Annotated in this window: 17 protein-coding genes; 11 read left to right on the forward strand and 6 right to left on the reverse strand. The window is 44.0% G+C overall.

Annotation, left to right across the window (positions count from 1 at the left end):
* The first annotated feature begins 3 nt into the window (after nt 1-3).
* The 9 genes from R2Q85_RS07640 (at nt 4) to R2Q85_RS07680 (ending at nt 9,998) form a co-directional block, all read left to right on the forward strand.
* Nucleotides 4-696, forward strand: a complete 693-nt coding sequence (locus R2Q85_RS07640) for a DUF1080 domain-containing protein (RefSeq protein WP_316811171.1) — start codon at nt 4-6, stop codon at nt 694-696.
* 26 nt (nt 697-722) lie between these two features.
* Nucleotides 723-1,949 carry a nucleoside permease gene (locus tag R2Q85_RS07645; RefSeq protein ID WP_316811172.1) on the forward strand — a complete coding sequence of 409 codons (1,227 nt, stop codon included), beginning with the start codon at nt 723-725 and terminating at the stop codon, nt 1,947-1,949.
* A gap of 10 nt (nt 1,950-1,959) precedes the next feature.
* Nucleotides 1,960-2,841 (forward strand): hydroxypyruvate isomerase family protein, encoded by an 882-nt coding sequence (locus R2Q85_RS07650; protein WP_316811173.1) that lies wholly within the window; start codon nt 1,960-1,962, stop codon nt 2,839-2,841.
* 10 nt (nt 2,842-2,851) lie between these two features.
* Nucleotides 2,852-3,730: a sugar phosphate isomerase/epimerase gene (locus tag R2Q85_RS07655; RefSeq protein ID WP_316811174.1), complete on the forward strand. Its 879-nt coding sequence runs from the start codon at nt 2,852-2,854 to the stop codon at nt 3,728-3,730.
* A 349-nt stretch (nt 3,731-4,079) separates the two neighbouring features.
* Complete coding sequence (locus tag R2Q85_RS07660; protein WP_316811175.1) at nt 4,080-5,072, forward strand: aspartate-semialdehyde dehydrogenase; 993 nt, start codon at nt 4,080-4,082, stop codon at nt 5,070-5,072.
* 127 nt (nt 5,073-5,199) lie between these two features.
* Complete coding sequence (dacB, locus tag R2Q85_RS07665) at nt 5,200-6,609, forward strand: D-alanyl-D-alanine carboxypeptidase/D-alanyl-D-alanine-endopeptidase (RefSeq protein ID WP_316811176.1); 1,410 nt, start codon at nt 5,200-5,202, stop codon at nt 6,607-6,609.
* Between the two features lie 48 nt (nt 6,610-6,657).
* Entirely contained in the window at nt 6,658-8,625 is a 1,968-nt protein-coding gene (locus R2Q85_RS07670) for a beta-N-acetylhexosaminidase (RefSeq protein WP_316811177.1), read from the forward strand.
* A gap of 18 nt (nt 8,626-8,643) precedes the next feature.
* Nucleotides 8,644-9,453: a tRNA pseudouridine synthase A gene (locus R2Q85_RS07675; RefSeq protein ID WP_316811178.1), complete on the forward strand. Its 810-nt coding sequence runs from the start codon at nt 8,644-8,646 to the stop codon at nt 9,451-9,453.
* 89 nt (nt 9,454-9,542) lie between these two features.
* Nucleotides 9,543-9,998, forward strand: coding sequence for a DoxX family protein (locus tag R2Q85_RS07680; protein WP_316811179.1), 456 nt, complete (start codon nt 9,543-9,545; stop codon nt 9,996-9,998).
* Between the two features lie 3 nt (nt 9,999-10,001).
* On the opposite strand, the gene R2Q85_RS07685 is transcribed toward R2Q85_RS07680, so the two are convergent.
* Genes R2Q85_RS07685 through R2Q85_RS07700 form a run of 4 tightly spaced genes read right to left on the reverse strand, consistent with a single transcriptional unit; the run spans nt 10,002 to nt 13,276 of the window.
* Nucleotides 10,002-10,511 (reverse strand): shikimate kinase, encoded by a 510-nt coding sequence (locus tag R2Q85_RS07685; RefSeq protein WP_316811180.1) that lies wholly within the window; start codon nt 10,509-10,511, stop codon nt 10,002-10,004.
* On the reverse strand, nt 10,512-11,567 hold the full coding sequence (locus R2Q85_RS07690; protein ID WP_316811181.1) for an ABC transporter permease: 1,056 nt from the start codon (nt 11,565-11,567) through the stop codon (nt 10,512-10,514).
* 1 nt (nt 11,568) lies between these two features.
* Nucleotides 11,569-12,720 (reverse strand): BT_3928 family protein, encoded by a 1,152-nt coding sequence (locus R2Q85_RS07695; protein WP_316811182.1) that lies wholly within the window; start codon nt 12,718-12,720, stop codon nt 11,569-11,571.
* Between the two features lies 1 nt (nt 12,721).
* Nucleotides 12,722-13,276, reverse strand: a complete 555-nt coding sequence (locus tag R2Q85_RS07700; RefSeq protein WP_316811183.1) for a DUF1599 domain-containing protein — start codon at nt 13,274-13,276, stop codon at nt 12,722-12,724.
* Nucleotides 13,277-13,326: 50 nt separating this feature from the next.
* Between R2Q85_RS07700 and folP the strand changes: the two genes are divergently transcribed.
* On the forward strand, nt 13,327-14,193 hold the full coding sequence (gene folP / locus R2Q85_RS07705) for a dihydropteroate synthase (RefSeq protein WP_316811184.1): 867 nt from the start codon (nt 13,327-13,329) through the stop codon (nt 14,191-14,193).
* Between the two features lie 28 nt (nt 14,194-14,221).
* Entirely contained in the window at nt 14,222-15,013 is a 792-nt protein-coding gene (gene cdaA, locus R2Q85_RS07710; protein WP_316811185.1) for a diadenylate cyclase CdaA, read from the forward strand.
* Nucleotides 15,014-15,277: 264 nt separating this feature from the next.
* Here the strand turns inward: cdaA and R2Q85_RS07715 are convergent, their stop codons facing one another.
* Together R2Q85_RS07715 and R2Q85_RS07720 are read right to left on the reverse strand one after the other, a co-directional pair.
* Nucleotides 15,278-15,688 carry a BrxA/BrxB family bacilliredoxin gene (locus R2Q85_RS07715; protein ID WP_316811186.1) on the reverse strand — a complete coding sequence of 137 codons (411 nt, stop codon included), beginning with the start codon at nt 15,686-15,688 and terminating at the stop codon, nt 15,278-15,280.
* A 103-nt stretch (nt 15,689-15,791) separates the two neighbouring features.
* Nucleotides 15,792-18,650, reverse strand: coding sequence for a TonB-dependent receptor (locus R2Q85_RS07720; protein WP_316811187.1), 2,859 nt, complete (start codon nt 18,648-18,650; stop codon nt 15,792-15,794).
* Nucleotides 18,651-18,656 lie beyond the last annotated feature (6 nt).

Below are 18,656 nucleotides of genomic sequence, written 5' to 3' on the forward strand. Positions count from 1 at the left end.
AACATGAAAAGATATATCTTCTCTGCCATCATACTTAGTGTAATGACAGGCGGCATCGCAAATGCCCAGTCGGGTAAAAAAGGCTTTACCAAACTATTTGATGGCAAAACCACCAAAGGCTGGCATACTTACGGAAAAACCACCACCGGCCCCAAATGGAAAGTAGAAAACGGGGTGATCCATTTTGATCCTAAGGGAGAAAAAAGTGACGGCGGAGACCTGGTAACGGACAATGAATACAGCAATTTTCATTTAAAGATTGACTGGAAAGTAGCACCCAAAGCCAATAGCGGCATCATTTTTTATGTACACGAAGACGCCGCTAAATATCCTCAAACTTACAGTACCGGCCTGGAAATGCAGGTTCTGGACAACGACGGACATCCGGATGGCAAGATCACCAAACACCGTGCAGGCGATCTGTACGACCTGGTAAAAAGCAGTTCTGAGCCGGTTAAACCTGTTGGTGAGTGGAATACTGCCGAGATCATTAGTAAAGATGGTAAGCTGGAACAATACCTGAATGGGGTAAAAGTAGTATCTACCACCCTTTGGGATGACAACTGGAAAAGCCTGGTTGCCGGCAGTAAGTTTGGCAAATGGGAAAATTGGGGTACATTTAAATCTGGTAAAATTGCACTGCAGGACCATGGCAATGAGGTATGGTACCGCAACATCATGATTAAAAAGCTATAATTCATCAAAGAAATAATCAACCAAACATGAACTTAAATAACCGCATCAAATTATCCATCATGATGTTCCTGGAGTTTTTCATCTGGGGCGCATGGTTTGTTACACTTGGAACATTTTTAGATAAGAATCTTGGTGCTACCGGTGCCCAGACCGGCTCTGTGTTTTCTACGCAATCCTGGGGTGCCATGATCGCTCCTTTTATCATTGGCTTAATTGCCGACAGGTATTTTAATGCGGAACGCATTCTTGGGGTATTGCACCTGGTTGGTGCTTTTTTAATGTACCAGATGTACAATGCAACGGAAATAGCTACATTTTATCCCTATGTGCTGGCGTACATGATCCTGTTTATGCCAACGCTGGCGCTGGTAAATTCGGTATCCTTTAACCAGATGAAAGATCCGGAAAAGGAATTCTCGACCATCAGGGTTTGGGGAACCTTAGGCTGGATTGCTGCAGGATTACTGATCAGCTATGTTTTCCATTGGGACAATGAGCCAAGCGTTAAAGAAGGCTTGCTTAAAAATACCTTCATGATGGGCGCTGTGGTTTCTTTGGTGCTGGGCCTGTTTAGTTTTATGCTGCCTAAAACCCCGCCAAAGGTTTCGACCGGCGAGAAGGTTAAGGTATCAGAGATCCTTGGGCTGGATGCCTTAAAATTATTAAAGGATAAGAATTTTGCCATATTCTTTATTTCCTCTATCCTGATCTGTATTCCACTGGCATTTTATTACCAGAATGCACACTCCTTTTTAACCAATGCAGGAGTGGATAACCCAACCGGAAAAATGACCATAGGCCAGGTTTCGGAAGTTTTGTTCCTGTTGCTGTTACCGCTGTTTTTTACCCGATTTGGCTTTAAAAAGACCATGTTACTGGGTATGCTGGCCTGGGGCTTGCGCTACGCCTTGTTTGCGTATGGCAATGCAGGAGAACTGAGCTTTATGCTCATTGCCGGTATTGCATTGCATGGAATATGTTATGATTTTTTCTTTGTATCGGGACAGATCTATACCAATGCGGCTGCAGGCGAGAAATACAAAAGTGCTGCACAGGGTTTGATTACACTGGCTACTTATGGTGTGGGTATGCTGATTGGCTTTGAAGTGGCGGGCAAGATTACCGATGCCTACAAACTTGCCGATGGCTCCTTTGACTGGAAGATGATCTGGATCATCCCATCGGGTATTGCTTTTGTGGTGTTTGTACTGTTTGCGCTCTTCTTTAGTGATAAAAAGAAGGTAGTCGCTTAATAAAATAAAGATGAACAAAGATTTGAGCAGAAGAACTGCATTGAAAAATATGGTTGCCGGAACCGCCGCTTTAGGTGTTTCGGCAGCTTTGCCCGCTTTTGCTGTAGCGCAACAAAAATCCAATATGTTAAAAGGAAATGTAAATCATGCTGTGTGCCGCTGGTGTTTTGGAGGGATGGATCTGGACAGCTTATGTATCGAAGCCAAGAAAATTGGCATTAAGGCCATTGATTTGGTAGGGCCAAAAGACTGGCCAACGCTAAAAAAACATGGCTTGTATTCTTCCATGTGCAACGGTGCCGAGATTAACCTGGTTGACGGCTGGAACGACACGAAATTTCATGAGACACTGATCAGGAATTACACAGAAATGATCCCTAAAGTAGCGGAAGCCGGGTATACCCAGCTGATCTGTTTTAGCGGAAGCCGCCGCGGCAAGGATGATGAAACAGGATGGAAAAACTGTGTGGATGGTTTGAAGCAGGTATTGCCACTCGCTGAAAAGCACGGCGTAGTATTGGTAATGGAGCTGCTGAACAGTAAAATTAATCATAAGGATTACCAGTGTGACCGCACCTGGTGGGGAGCGGAGCTGTGTAAACGCCTGGGATCGGAGAATTTTAAGCTGTTGTATGACATTTACCACATGCAGATTGATGAAGGCGATGTGATCAATAACATCAAAACTTATCATTCTTGTATCTCGCATTACCATACCGCCGGCGTACCGGGAAGAAATGAAATTGATGAGACACAGGAACTGTATTACCCGGCCATCATCAAAGCCATTGTAGCTACGGGCTTTAAGGGATACCTGGCCCAGGAATTTATTCCTAAATATGCAGACAAGATCAAATCATTAAAAGACGCCGTTAACATTTGCGACGTTTAATCCAAATCCTATGAACTCAAGAAGAACTTTTATTAAACAGGCAGGTTTGGCAGCAGCGGGCGCCGTTTTACTGCCTGCCTTTTCCTGCAGCGGAGCAGCTGCAGAAAGAAAAACCGGCATCCAGTTATACTCTTTAAGGGAACTGCTCCCTCATGATGTAAAGGGCGTGATTGAAAAAGTTGCCAAAGCTGGCTACAAGGAGGTGGAAACCTTTGGCTATTCGGCTGATGGCGGATATTGGGGCCTGGATCCCAAATCATTTAAAGAGCTGCTTAAAGCCAATGGATTAACCAGCCCAAGCGGGCATTTTGTAATTGATGACTTCATCACTTCTGGCAATAAGGAATTGCTAAAACCCTTGATCGCAGGTGCTGCAGCAGTTAATAATCATTATTTCACCATAGCCCATCTGAGTGAGCCGATCAGAAAGAACCTGGACGATTATAAAAAAGTTACGGCCCGGTTGAATGAAGCGGCTGAACTGGTTGCGCAATCTGGCCTTAAACTGGCTTATCACAACCATGCTTTTGAGTTTGATAAGCATGAAGGGGGAACTACGGGATATGAGATCATCCTGAACGGCACGGATAAAAATCTGATCAGGTTTGAAATGGACCTGTACTGGGTGGTACGCTCCGGGAATGATCCTGTTGCCTTGTTCAACAAACACCCGGGCCGTTTTGTAATGTGGCATGTGAAAGATATGGACAAAGTAAATCATGCGCTGAATACGGAAGTGGGTAGCGGGACCATTGATTTCAAGAACATTTATAAACATGCGAAGCAATCGGGACTGGAGCACCTGATTGTAGAGCAGGAAAACTTTGCAAAGGATCCGTATGTGAGTATCAAGCAAAGCTTTGATTATGTAAACCGGGAACTGATTTAAACAGGATAGCTGTTAATAGGAAAAGGGATTGGTTTTGACAACCAATCCCTTTTTGTTTGAGAACATTACAAATGATTAGGATTATACGATTCTGCGGCTGCATGATTCCAATTTTTCTTCAGGAAAAATTGAAGAAACGTTATGCCGCTTCATCGTATAATCCTAATCATAATAATCCCCAACCCGGCATGGTCCAGATTCCAGAGCTTTTCATCACATCATGCTTATTATGAGATATAACAGACCATCAGAATGGGAATAAAGCGAAATAATTTGCATCTTTGCGGCATATTATTCACCAAAAACATAGATTAAATAATTAAAAACAAGTAAAACAACAAAAAAGAACATGAAAGTAGCAGTAGTTGGCGCCACCGGTCTGGTAGGCACCGTAATGTTAAAAGTATTAGAAGAGCGTAACTTCCCATTAACTGAATTGATCCCGGTAGCTTCTGAAAAGAGCGTTGGTAAGGAAATCACATTCAAGGGCAAGAAGTATGCTGTTGTAAATATGGATACTGCGATTTCGATGAGACCTGATATTGCGTTGTTTTCTGCAGGTGGCGGCACTTCATTGGCCGAAGCCCCTCGTTTTGCTGAAGTAGGTACTACAGTGATCGACAATTCATCTGCATGGCGCATGGATCCGTCGAAAAAGCTGGTTGTACCGGAAGTAAATGCCGATGTATTGTCAGCTGATGACAAGATCATTGCCAATCCCAACTGTTCAACCATCCAGATGGTAGTGGCCTTGAAACCACTTCACGATAAATATAAGATCAAACGCGTAGTTGTTTCTACTTACCAGTCGGTTACCGGAACAGGTGTGAAGGCCGTTGAGCAAATGATGAACGAGCGTAAAGGCATTACTGATGGCCCTATGGCTTATGCCTACCCCATCGACCTGAACGTGATCCCTCAGATTGATGTATTCCAGGACAATGGGTATACCAAAGAGGAAATGAAAATGATCCTGGAAACCCAGAAAATCATGGGCGATAACAGCATCAGGGTTACGGCCACTACAGTTCGTATACCTGTGATGGGTGGTCACTCAGAATCGGTAAACATCGAGTTTGAAAATGATTTTGACGTAACTGAAGTGAAAAACCTTTTGGCCGGTACTGAAGGTATCATTTTGGTAGACGATCCTTCAAACCTGAAATATCCTATGCCTAAAGATGCCCATGAAAAAGATGAGGTATTTGTTGGCCGGATCAGAAGGGATGAATCTTTACCAAATACCCTGAACATGTGGATCGTGGCAGATAACCTGCGTAAAGGTGCTGCAACCAATGCGGTTCAGATTGCGGAATACCTGGTAAAAAAAGAATTGGTGTAGTTTTCCAGATCCGGAATTTATAAATTAGTATCGCAGTCGTCATCTCGACGATAGGAGAGATCTCTTGAACCAGCACAACCAAGAGATCTCTCCTATCGTCGAGATGACGACATTTTAATTTAACCATATGCATAAGAAATCCTTTTTAGTGCTATTTGTACTGCTTCAGGGATTCACATCCTTCCCCCAAACACCTGTTCAGAAACTGGAGCGGGCATTTAACATTTTACAAGCCGATCCCCAGGCCAGGTATGCGCTTACTTCCCTCCTGGTGCTGGATGCCAATACCGGCAAAACCATATTTGCCAGGAATGAAAACATAGGTATGGCTACGGCCTCCACCCTGAAAACCATTACTGCGGCTACTGCATTCAGCCTGCTGGGCAAAGATTTTCAATACCAGACCACGCTGGCCTATAGCGGCAGTATTGGGCCTGATGGCACATTAAAAGGAAATCTGCTGATCATCGGCAGCGGCGATCCTACTTTAGGTTCGCCACGTTACCAGAACAAGGAAAATACAGTACTTACAGCATGGGCAGCTGCCATAAAGCAAGCTGGCATTAAAAAAATTGAAGGTGCAGTGATTGGTGATGACCGTGTTTTTGGCACACAAACTACACCAGAGGGATGGACCTGGCAGGATATCGGCAATTATTATGGTGCAGGTACTTCGGGCCTTGCCTGGCGGGAAAATCAATTTGATGTGCATTTAAAGCCAGGCAGCGGCTTAAATGAGGAAGTCCGGCTGTTAAGGACCCAGCCTGAAATGCCCTACCTGAAAATTGTCAATGAACTGAAAACGGGTGCACCGGGCACAGGTGACAATGCATATGCTTTTTTACCTCCTTATGGTTCGGTAGCTTATTTAAGAGGTAGCTGGGGAATGGGAATTGGCAAGTCCGGCATTTCGGTTGCCCTGCCGGACCCTGCTTTTGATGTAGCCTGGCGCTTGCAGGACACTTTAAAAAGATTGGGAATAATGACCACTGAACCCGCAACAAGCAGCCGGCTGATGGCCCTGGATAACCGGCCTGTTCCTTCGTTTAACCAGAAAATAAGCAGTATCACTTCGCCGGTATTATCGGAAATGGTGTACTGGTTTTTAAAGAAAAGCATCAATTTATATGGAGAAACTTTTTTAAAGACCATTGCTTTAAACGCGGGCAAGCCTGCCACAACTGCCCAGGGTAAACAGGTGGAAATCAACTTCTGGACGGCTAAAGGTATCGATAAAAACGCCCTGAACATTATTGATGGCAGTGGCCTGTCTCCGGCAAACCGCGTTACCGCCTCAGCTATGGGCAATGTATTGTTCCAGGCGCAAAAAGAGCCCTGGTTTAACGATTTTTACAAAGCATTTCCGGACTACAATGGCATGAAGATCAAAAGCGGCACCATTAACGACGTTTCGGCTTTTGCCGGATACCATACCGATAAGGCTGGCAACAAGTACATCGTTGTGATCAACATCAACAATTATTCCGGCTCGGGCATCAACAGGAAATTATTTACAGTATTGGATGCTTTAAAGTAATTGGTAAATTGCAGACGTTTCCAGAATTGATCACCCACAATTAAATAAATGAAGAACATCATCGCTATAGGCTGCTTCTGTTTACTAAGTTATACCGGTAAGGGGCAGGCTTCCTTTTCTCCTGGCATCAGCGGCGCTGCAGAAGCTGCTGGTATAGTAAATACCCCACCTGAAATTGCCATTATACCAGAACCGGTAGAAATCATGAAACAGGAAGGCTATTTTATTTTACCGGCCAATGTAACCATACAATGTGCAGCTGTGCCCGAAACCAAACAGGTCCTGGCCTTTCTGGAAGAGCGGCTTTCAACAGCTACCGGCAGCTTTGTTTCTGCAGTAAGTAAAGCCAGCCCGTCGGCAAGCATTAAATTGCTCATCAACGAGAAAAATGATCCTGTACTGGGGGCTGAAGGGTACCGTTTACAGGTTACCCCCAGCCAGGTCACGATAAAAGCAAATCAACCGGCCGGGCTGTTCTATGGCGTACAAAGCCTGCTCCAATTGTTCCCTGCGGCTATAGAAAGCAAGGAAAAGGTGGAAGACATGGAGTGGAAGGCCCCTTGTGTGGAAGTTATGGATTATCCGCGTTTGGGCTGGAGAGGTTTAATGTTTGATGTGGCCCGCCATTTTTTTACCAAAGATGAAGTAAAACAATATATTGATGCAATGGTGCGCTATAAGTACAATGTATTGCACCTGCACCTTACTGATGATGAAGGCTGGAGGATAGAAATTAAGGGTATGCCCAAGCTTACTGAAGTTGGAGCCTGGAATGTAAAAAAAGTGGGGGAATTTGGCAATTTCATTCCGCCGACTGCTGATGAGCCGAGAAATTATGGCGGTTTTTATACCCAGGAAGACATTAAAGAACTGGTGGCTTATGCAAAAGAAAGGTTTGTAAATATTTTGCCTGAAATTGACGTACCCGGACATAGTTTGGCTGCGGTCAGCTCTTATCCGGAATTGTCCTGCACAGTGGGCGCAGAGAATTACCGGGTGCGTTCGGGCGAAAGGATCATGGATTGGTCAAGAGGTGCCCCTCCTATCGCCCTGCTAGACAATACGCTTTGTCCGGCCAATGAAAAGGTGTACAGCTTCCTGGATACGGTCATCAGCCAGGTAGCGGCTTTATTTCCCTTTGAATACATCCATATGGGCGGTGATGAGGCCCCTTTTAATTTCTGGGAAAAGAACGAGGCCGTTAAAGCGCTGATGCAGAAAGAAGGCTTAAAAAACATGCACCAGGTACAGGGCTATTTTGAAAAACGGGTACAAAAGATCGTAGTGTCCAAAGGCAAAAAATTTATAGGCTGGGATGAGATCCTGGACGGGGACCTTTCGCCCAGTGCTGCAGTGATGAGTTGGCGGGGTATGAAATACGGAACTGAGGCGGCAAAAAAGAAACACGAAGTAGTGATGAGCCCGAGTACTTTTGCCTACCTGGATTATATGCAGGCTGATGCCATTACCGAACCAAAGGTATATGCTTCCCTGCGCCTGAGCAAATCCTATGAGTTTGAGCCGGTTCCGGCAGGTGTTGACCCTAAATACATCAAGGGCGGACAGGCCAATCTATGGACGGAACAGGTGTATAATATCCGGCAGGCCGAATACATGACCTGGCCAAGAGGTATGGCCATAGCAGAATCTGTATGGTCGCCTGCGGCCAAAAAGAACTGGACGAATTTCTTTGCCCGTGTGGAACAGCATTTCAAGCGCCTGGACATTGCCGAAACTAAATATGCGCCAAGCGTTTATGATCCTGTTTTTAAGGTGAGCAGATCGGCTGACAGGCAGTTACAGATAGAATTGAGTACGGAAATTGAAGGACTGGACCTTTATTACAGTTTTGACAATTCATTCCCCGACCGCTTTTATCCCAAGTATACAGAAAAATTGACACCGCCCAAAGACGCTACCGTGTTAAAAGTAATCACTTACCGGGGAAAAACACCAGTGGGCAGGATGATGAACATGCCGGTAGAGGAGTTAAACAAAAGAGCGGGTAAAAAATAAGGTTTAGAGAAAGAGAAATTGAGGTACTTTGTTCACATCGGTTACAATGGTTTAAAATACAACGGCTGGCAAAAACAGCCCGGGGTAATGAATGTTCAGGGCGTGATCGAAAACGCGCTGAGCCAGGTCTTGAAAACACCGGTATTCATTATCGGCTGCGGCCGTACGGATGCGCATGTACATGCCAGCCAGTTTTTCTTTCATATGGATGTAGAACAAGCCTGGGATTTTGACCTGATGTTCCGCATGAACAAACTGCTGCCCGCAGGCATCGCCATTTTTGATGTCATTGCTATGGATGGTTTACAGCATGCCCGTTTCGATGCGGTATTGCGCTCCTACGACTATTTTATCCATACCTATAAAGATCCCTTTTTAAACGGGCTCAGTTCTTTTTACCTGCTGGACCACCTGGACTTCGATAAAATGAAGCAGGCAACCGCTATATTGCCAAAATACAAAGATTTCCGGGCCTTCTGTACCAGCCCCGACAAATACGAGCATACGCTGTGTAATGTGATGTCTGCCCGTTTATCAGCGGATGAAAACGGGGACAAGCTCCGCTTCCAGATCTCCTCTAACCGCTTCCTGAGTAAAATGATCCGGATCATTATGGGCCAGCTGCTCAAGATTGGCAGGGGCATGCTGAGTGTGGATGAGTTTGAACATTACCTGATCTATAACCAGACACCAGAACTGATTACCCCCGCACATCCCCAGGGTTTGTATTTGTCTAAAGTGACCTATCCGTATTTGAATTTACCACCCAGAACACAGTTCAGTTCTATCCTGCAGCAGCAGGCTGATTTATCCTGGCAGGCACTATAAGTACTTATCCTCAGGGATTTTAGGCTTGTGATTCTCATTCATTTTTGTTAACTTTAATAGAGGACTTCATTAAAAAGAAGCTACGCTGTATGACAGTTATTCAAAAAATTGAGCACTGGGGTGATGTTCATCATGCCAAATGGCTGGATGTGATCCGTATCGTTTTGGGCCTGCTGATCTTTAGTAAGGGCATTGCCATCGTAAGTAATACCGTTGCACTGCAAGACCTGTTACTGGAAAACAACACCTTCGGTTTTTCAGGAATGATGGCAAGTCTGGCCGTTCACATCATTGGCTTTGTACACCTGGTTGGGGGTATCCTGATTGCCATTGGCCTGCTCACGCGCTTTGCCGCTGTAATCCAGATCCCTATTTTGCTGGGTGCGGTATTCTTTGTGAACCTGGCGCATGGATTTTCGGTCCTTAACAACGAACTCTGGCTATCTTTGCTGGTGTTGTTGCTGCTGGTATTGTTCTGGGTGATCGGCTCCGGGCCATTCTCTGTAGATCAGGCCATGAAAAAACGGCCCAATATTTTCAGGTAATTTTTATTGCCGGCTTAAGATAACTGCTCTCATCGCATCTGCGTTGAGGTCAACGCCCGGCATGATCAAGGCGGCACGTTTGTAGAAAACATCCCGTTCAGTAAGTCTGTTTTCAATAAATTCAATTAATGCGTCATCATGGAGGTCGCGCAACAGCGGTCTTTTTTCCTTGCCGTTTTCCAGGCGTTTGGCCAGTGCGGCCGGGCTCATTTCAATGTACAAGGTTAAGCCATTGGCATTCATCCAGTCCATATTGTCAAAAAAGACCGGCGTACCACCTCCGGTAGCGATCACTGCATTTGCAGGGTAATCAAAGGTTTTCAGGGTTTCGCTTTCCAGCTTTCTGAAGGCTGCTTCTCCGTGTTCCGCGAAATATGTGCCTATAACTGTACCTATATTTTTTTCGATCTGGTGATCGAGGTCGACAAAGTCGTAGCCTAGTTTTACCGCCAGTTTTTTTCCCAGTGTGCTTTTACCGCAGCCCATAAAGCCAATCAGAAATATCTTCATCATTTACGCCAGTTTTACCCTTGGATCTACAAAGGCATACAATACATCTACTAAAATATTAATTATTACAAATACCAGGGCAATAAACAGAATCGAGCCCATAACCACCGGAAAATCCGACATTTCCAATGCATTTACTGTGGTTCGCCCCAATCCGTTGTACCCGAATATATATTCTACAAAAAAGGACCCTGCCAATAAGGAGGCAAACCAACCCGAGATGGCGGTGATCACAGGGTTTAAGGCATTTTTTAAGGCATGCTTGTAAATGATTGCATTGCGGCTTAATCCTTTTGCCCTTGCGGTACGGATATAGTCCTGCGCCAGAACGTCCAGCATCGCACTGCGGGTTAACTGTACGATAATGGCCAGGGGCCTTAAGCCCAGGGTAATCATGGGCAGCCATAAATTCTTCCAGGTCATGATCTCTCCTTCAAAGGGGTCGTAGCTGTACAAACTGCCCGACATATTTAAACCGGTGTAGTCGCTCAGCACGAAACCAAACAGCCAGGCAATAATGATTCCGGCAAAAAAGGACGGGGCCGAAATACCCAGGATGGCAAATGAATTGGCGGTCTTATCAATCCAGGTATCCTTATGAACCGCAGAGATCACTCCCAGAAATACACCAATAAGGGTAGCAAAGATCATGGCGGTTAGTGCCAGGATAAAGGTATTGGGAACCGTTTCTGACAATATGGTGGTGACATCCCTTTTGGTTTGATAGGAACGCCGCAAATAAGGCCATTTTAAGGCGATGCTTTCCGTTCCTAAAGCAATCAGTTTAACATAATGGTATTTCTCTTTTGCTTCTGGTGTATTTTCATGAAGCCCTATTGGCGAAAGATCGTTCAGGTACAGAAAAAACTGTACTGGTTTTGATTTGTCCAGCCCAAATTCTTTCCTTACGGCTTCCAGCGAGGATACGTCGGAACGCTGTCCCATGGTCATCCTGGCCGGATCGCCTGGCAGAATATTGAACAGCACAAAAACCACCACCACTACGCCCGCCATGACAGCTAATCCATATAAGAACTTTTTGACGGCGTAGCGTATCATTTTATTTGTTAAAATATTTTTCTGCTAATTTATCAAAAGATGGCATAGTATGGTAATGCCATTTGTTAATGACCTGCCCGTTTTTAAGCAGCAATACTCCTGGATTAGACCTGACCATACTTTTTAATGGTACGGCATCGGCATAAAAAACTTCTGCAAACAGTTTCATCTGCTTACTGAAAACAGCGGCATCGCTGGCAGAACTGGAGGTAAGCAATACCGTTCTGATGTTATATTGTTCTGCGGCATTCAGGGCCAGGGCATTGAGTTCGCCAATGGCCTGATCATTGGTGTCATTGAGGTTATAAGCTACAATGATCAGGTTATAATAAGGGTTTTCAATCAGTTCCCTGGTATAATCTGTTCCCGAAGCATCATTGATCTGCAGGTCTTTGATCTTAGGTTCATAGCCTTTTTTAACCAGTACTTTATCCGGATCACCTGTAATTTCCCAGTTTTCATCCTTCCAGATCTCGGTTTTCAGGTAGTCTTTATCACTCATCACCTTTTTCTCACCGGTCTTTTTATTGCTCATTTTATACATGATGGCAAATTCATCGCCTTTGGCCCCCTGGGGGATCTTCATCAGTTCGGGAATGTTCGCCCCTATTTTATAGGGAAGGAAATCCAGCACAGGCAAAGTACAATAGGTAAAAATCCCGAAGCCTGTGGAAGCCAGGAGTACAAAAACAAATAGTCCCTGTTGTATTTTAACATTTGTGGTAAAGGGTCTTATCAGTTCCCGGTTGATGAACAGGTAAATGATCAGCACCAGCAGAACGAGGTCTTTGGAAAAGGACTGCCACGGGGTTAAAGGGATCGCATCGCCAAAACAGCCGCAGGAGGTAACCACTTTAAACGCGGCTGATACAAAGGTTAAAAAAGTGAAAAAGATGATCACTGCAAGTAAGCCGCCGGCTACTTTTTTACTCCAGAACCCAAACAGCAGCAAAGCACCCAGCACAATTTCAAATACACAGAGCAATACAGCTATTCCGGTTGCCATACCACCCAGAAAGGACATATGGAATACATCAAAGTATTCCTGTAATTTATAACCAAATCCAAGCGGATCGTTTGCTTTAATTAATCCTGAAAAGAGGAAAAGGACACCAACAAAAATCCTGGAAAAGTGTAAGGCAAATTTTTTCATTTTACTGAACTCCCAATTTTATCAGTGCAAAAACAGCATAGTTTAACATGTCCTGGTAATTGGCATTTACCCCTTCTGATGCCAGGGTCTGGCCCATATTGTCTTCTATTTGTTTTACCCGCAGGATCTTCATCAGGATCAGGTCAGTTAATGAGCTGATGCGCATGTCGCGCCAGGCTTCGCCATAATCGTGGTTTTTATTGAACATCAGTTCTTTGGTTTCCTGTACTTTTTGGTTGTACACGGCCTCAACTGATTTCAGTTCGAGTTCCAGCGGGGCATTTTCATCCAGCTCCAGCTGCGTCATCGCGATGACGCAGTAATTGATGATGCCTATATATTCTGAAGTAATGTCCTCTCCTACTTTAGAGACCTTTTTTTCTTCCAGTGTACGGATGCGCTGGGCCTTGATAAAGATCTGGTCTGTAATGGAAGCAGGACGTAAGATGCGCCAGGCTGTGCCATAGTCTTTTGTTTTCTTTAAAAAAAGCGATTTACAAACCGCTATTACCGAGTCAAATTCCTGAGCTGTATTCGTTGCCAAAACAATTATCATATTTAGTTCAATCCGGTTTCCATAGACCAACAATTTTTATCTAAGTTTGCATGGAAACAATGGCTAAAGATACATTTTTAAACCGAAAGACAACACTAAACCTGAGTGGCAAACTGGTCGATCTGGCTAGTCCGGCGATCATGGGCATCCTCAATCTGACGGATGATTCCTTTTACAGCAAAAGCCGCCTCAGTACGGTTGAGCAGGTTTTAGAACGGGCAGCGACCATCCTTGATGAAGGGGGTAAATTTATCGATATCGGGGCCTATTCTTCCAGACCAGGCGCCAGGGATGTGACTGCGGCGGAAGAAACGGAAAAGGTGGTTACTGCAGTTGAGGCGATTGGCAAAGCCTTTCCGGAAGCATTGTTATCGGTTGATACTTTTCGGGCAGGGGTAGCAAGGGCGGCTGTTGAAGCCGGTGCACAGCTCATCAACGACATTTCGGCGGGCAATATGGATGAAGGTATGTTTGAAACAGTAGCAGATCTGGGTGTGCCTTATGTCATCATGCACATGAAGGGTACACCGCAAACCATGCAGCAACACACGGTTTATGCCAACCTGATGCTGGAAATGCTGGATTATTTTGCAGATAAGGTATCCCGTCTTAAAAAGCTGGGGGTTACAGATATCATTCTTGATCCTGGTTTCGGCTTTGCCAAAACCTTAGACCAGAATTACCTGGTGTTACAACAGCTGCAGGAGCTTGACATTTTTGAACTGCCGGTTTTAGCGGGGCTTTCCAGGAAGTCCATGATCTATAAGTTTTTGGGTGAAGGGCCAGAACAGGCATTAAACGGAACTACGGTATTAAACACCATGGCCCTGCTGAAAGGGAGCAATATTTTAAGGGTGCACGATGTAAAAGCTGCGGCTGAATGTGTGGCACTGGTACAGAAAACACTGGAACAATAATATGGTTAATTTTCCTAACTTGGCATAGATGAAAAGCTTGGACTTCGATTTTCTCAGGGTATCTTTTACGGATGTGGTAGACATTATTCTTGTCGCACTGATCATTTATTACATCTATAACCTCATTAAAAATACACTTGCGGTAAATCTTTTACTGGGGATGGTGATCATACTGGTGATTCACTGGGTGGTTAAGGCGCTGAATATGGAACTGCTCTCAACCATCATCAACCAGTTCATGAATGTGGGGATCATTGCCCTGATCGTCATTTTTCAGCCGGAGATCAGGCGCTTCCTGCTGCTGATCGGTAAGAATACTTTTTTACAACAGAATAAAGCCTGGTGGGGCTATCTGTTTGGCAGCAAGAACATCGAACAGAATAACCTGATCAGGATCAAGCCCATTATTGATGCTTGTAAGAGCATGAAAAAATCAAGAACGGGTGCGCTGATTGTTTTTGTTAAGTTTTACGATGACCAGCTTTTTGCGAACAGTTGTGAAATTATAGATTCCAAGATCTCCAAGCGTTTACTGGAGAGCATTTTCCAGAAATACAGCCCCCTGCATGATGGGGCTGTGGTCATTGCAGAAAACAAGATCAAAAGTGCCAGCTGTATTTTACCGCTGACGGATAATGATAAATTACCGCCCCAGTTCGGTTTAAGGCACCGGGCAGGCATCGGGGTTTCTGAAACTACAGATGCGGTTGCAGTGATCATTTCTGAAGAGACCGGGGAAATTGCGTATGCGAAGCAGGGTCGGGTAAGGATGAATGTGTCTTTTGGGGAACTGGAGAAGTTGCTCAATAAAGATTTTTAAAATTGCTGTATCAAATCTCTCTTATGCAGTATAAAAAGACCGTTACGTTTTAGATATTATTAGCTACGGTTGTAAGCTTGAGCGCTTTTATGTGAAAAGGATAAACAAGGAAAGTGGGTTAACATTTCTTGTGTGAGTTGCCATAATGGCAAGGAGGAGCCGGTAACGATTTAAATTGTTCTTCCTCAATTTTCGAAATCCCTAGGAACAATAAGGGCTGCAATTTGTGATTGCAGCCCTTATTTCAATAATTTGTTGCTCAGCTTAGCAATACTGATCAAACGCGCCGATCAGGCTATCCGCAATCATTTGGGCCGGACGCCCTTCAATCTGGTGACGCTCAATCATGTGAACCAGTTTGCCATCTTTAAATAATGCCATAGCTGGCGAAGATGGAGGGAAAGGCATCATATAACTTCTTGCCTGATCAACTGCTTCTTTTTCCATTCCTGCAAAAACAGTTACCAGTTTATCAGGATGTTTTTCATTGGCCGCAGCAAGTTTTGCTGCCGGACGTGCATTGGCCGCAGCACAACCACAAACTGAATTTACGACAACAAACACAGTTCCTTCGCCGGTGATGGCGTTGTCTACATCTGCTGCAGTTTTTAACTCCTGGAAACCTACATTTGTAAGCTCTGCACGCATTGGTTCTACTAAATATTCTGGATACATATCTTTAAATGTTTGTTTATTTCTTCTTTATGATACAAAGGTACAGCACTTGCAGTTAGCATCAAAGGGCTAGCAGGAAAGGGAGACAGTTTTTACCATTAAATTACTTTGGAGGCTTAACTTCCTTCTTTCCAAAGCGCCTTGGGTAATAGGACAATGTGGTCATGAAATACTGCTGCAAAACATTTTGCGTACCCACCGTAAAACTGTTGGCATAACCGTAGTTGATGACACTGTTGTTTTGATGCAACAAATCAAGTGCAGAAAATTTAAGCTCGGCATTGTTCCCTTTCAGGAACCTGTAGATTGCACTGGCATTCCAAATGGTAAAATTGACAGCTTCTGATCCGGAGGAGGAACTGGTATTAAAGGTGATGTTGCTGTTTAAGGTGAACTTTTTGGTCACATTATAACTGCTACTTAAGCTGCTTGATATATTTTTGCCACTGTATTGGGTATTAAATGCTTTTTGTTTTGTGTGGTAGGTGGAATAATTTTGTCCGACGGCAAGTGCCAGAAAGCTTTTATAGGTGTAGTTGATGTTTGCCGATGAGTTGGTGTTCAGATTATTGGAAAAGGTAAAAATACCATTGGTATAGCCCGGATTTCTGGTGGTATTGAGGGAGCTGTTCAACCTGATCTGCAGCTCAGTAGTTTTAAACTTAAAAGCTTTCTGGACGCTACCGAAAAAATTAAGGTATTTATTCCCATTAGCGTTTACCAGGTAAACTGTTCTTCTGTTGTCAGCATCAATCAATATGCTATCTACAATATTGCGGTCAATCATCCCGGCTGTAACCGAAGCGTTGTAGTTTAGTGTATTCTTTGTTGTCTGATCGTAATGATTGAAATTAAAAGAAATGCTTTTATCGGCCATTTCACGTAAGTTGACATTGCCCCGCTGCAAATGATACAGATTGGTACTATCTACCAAAGGTGCCAGCTGTTGTATGCCAGGAATGCGGATAACGGTGGTAAAATTTAAGCGATAAGTACGGTAATGCTCGCCGAACTGACTATTAGAATAATCCACCGAAGCATCAGGTAAAATATTATGATAACTTCGCCTGATATTCTGAAATGACTTTTGTGACTGGTTATCCTGATAGATAAAATTCAATTTTGGAGAGAAACTAAGGTTCAGGCTTTTCTGGTAACGATTGGCTAAGCGGCTATAAAACATCCGGCGAATCGACAACCCTGGTGTTTCATCCAGTATATGTGTTTGCACCTGATTGTTGAGGTAGCTGTTGCCTTCATAAGTATTGGTAACAGCATTAAAATCTTCAACCTGGTTGTGGCCTTTATCTGATCGCACATTGAATTTATTGGAAATGGAAAAATCCAGCCCGGCCAGATTTTTATCTCCAAAAAACAATTGTTTTAAAGCCGGAAACTCAACATCGAGCTGCTGGCTTATAGCATTGCTTTTGGTGCTGTATTTACGGTTAAACTTCCTGTTGTCGGCGGGATTGGTATAGGATATAAACTCAGTGAGATTTAAGCGCTGGTTCTCTTTATCATTGACGGCTAAAGCATAGGTAGCATTAAATTGCCTGAGCAATTGTTTGGGCCTCCAGTTGCTTTGCGAAAACTGATATTTTCCGTCCAGCTTAAAACTGGTATTTTTAAAATTATTCTCGTTAAAAGCATTATTGGTGCTGGTTAGTGCCTGATCTGGGTTGCCTGCTGTCCGGAAGGTTTGACTGGTATTCTCTCCTTGATTCAGGCTTAAAGAGTTCGTAAACTTCATACTATGGCTTTCTTTTGCCCAATCATAATCTGAAGAGAACCGCTGATCGGTAGCGATAGCTGTATTTGTACGGTTGCTGTTTTCAAAAATCTGATCCGTACTGTTTACCGATGTGGTGGTTTTGGTTTCAGAAATTTCATCGGTATGCTTGTTGATCAAAAAGTAATCGGCTTTAAACGTACTTCTATTATTGTAAGTTGGCTTTTCGACAAAATTATAGTTGAAAGTGACGCCCGCCGCAACAGGCCTGGTGATACCCGATGACCGGAAGTCGGGCTGGTAGTCTATATTGGCACCTGTACCTTTAAAGGTACTGTTGGAGACCAACGTTCTGGCATTGCTGGCTAGTTTATTGATGTTGTTGCTGGCACCAACAATAGCGATCTGCATTTTAGGTGAGAAAATATTAAAATTTGCATCCGCTTCATAGCGGCCATTGGTGCCGTACCCGACCCCGATCTTTCCAAAATAGCCAATATCTTTACCTTTTTTTAGCTTTAAGTTCATTTCCAATGTGGAATCCAGTGGATTACTTTCATTTTTGGCAGTGTTGTACACCTGGATTTTCGCCAGCGCATTTTTGGCTATATTTTGTGTTGCTATTTTCATGTCGCCATCAAAAAACGGCTTGCCATTAACCAGCAGACTTTTGATCTCGCGGCCGTTAACGGTGATCTGTCCATCGCCCCAAACGGTAATATTGGGTATTTTCCGTAAAAGGTCTTCTACCACGGCATTACTGTCGAGTTTAAAAGCCGCCGCATTAAATTCCAGCGTATCTCCATTCATACTGATGGGTGGCACAGAGATGACTACATCTTTCAACGTAATATCCCTGGGGCTGATGATTAAAGTTTGCAGGTCTATGGTATTTTTTGCGGCCGGTATGGTAAAGTTTTTACGGAGCAGCTGATAACCCACATGGCTTACCTCTAATCTTAAGGGCAGATTTACCGGTAGGTTTTTAAAGTTAAATTCTCCGTAGTTATTGGTAATCTGGTAACTGAGCAGGGAGCTGTCTGCTGATTTATAAACAGATACTGTTGCAGACCTGAGCGCATAATTGTGTGCGGTGTCGCGCACGATGCCTTTGGTTGTTCCAATATAGGTTGCATTCGCTGCGAGACTTACTGAAGCATGTTGCGCTCTGGCATCAATAACATTTAGAATAAATATTGATGCGATAATTAAGGAACAAAATATTCGCATAGAGCG

Source organism: Pedobacter heparinus (assembly GCF_032678725.1).
Classification (GTDB): domain Bacteria; phylum Bacteroidota; class Bacteroidia; order Sphingobacteriales; family Sphingobacteriaceae; genus Pedobacter; species Pedobacter heparinus_A.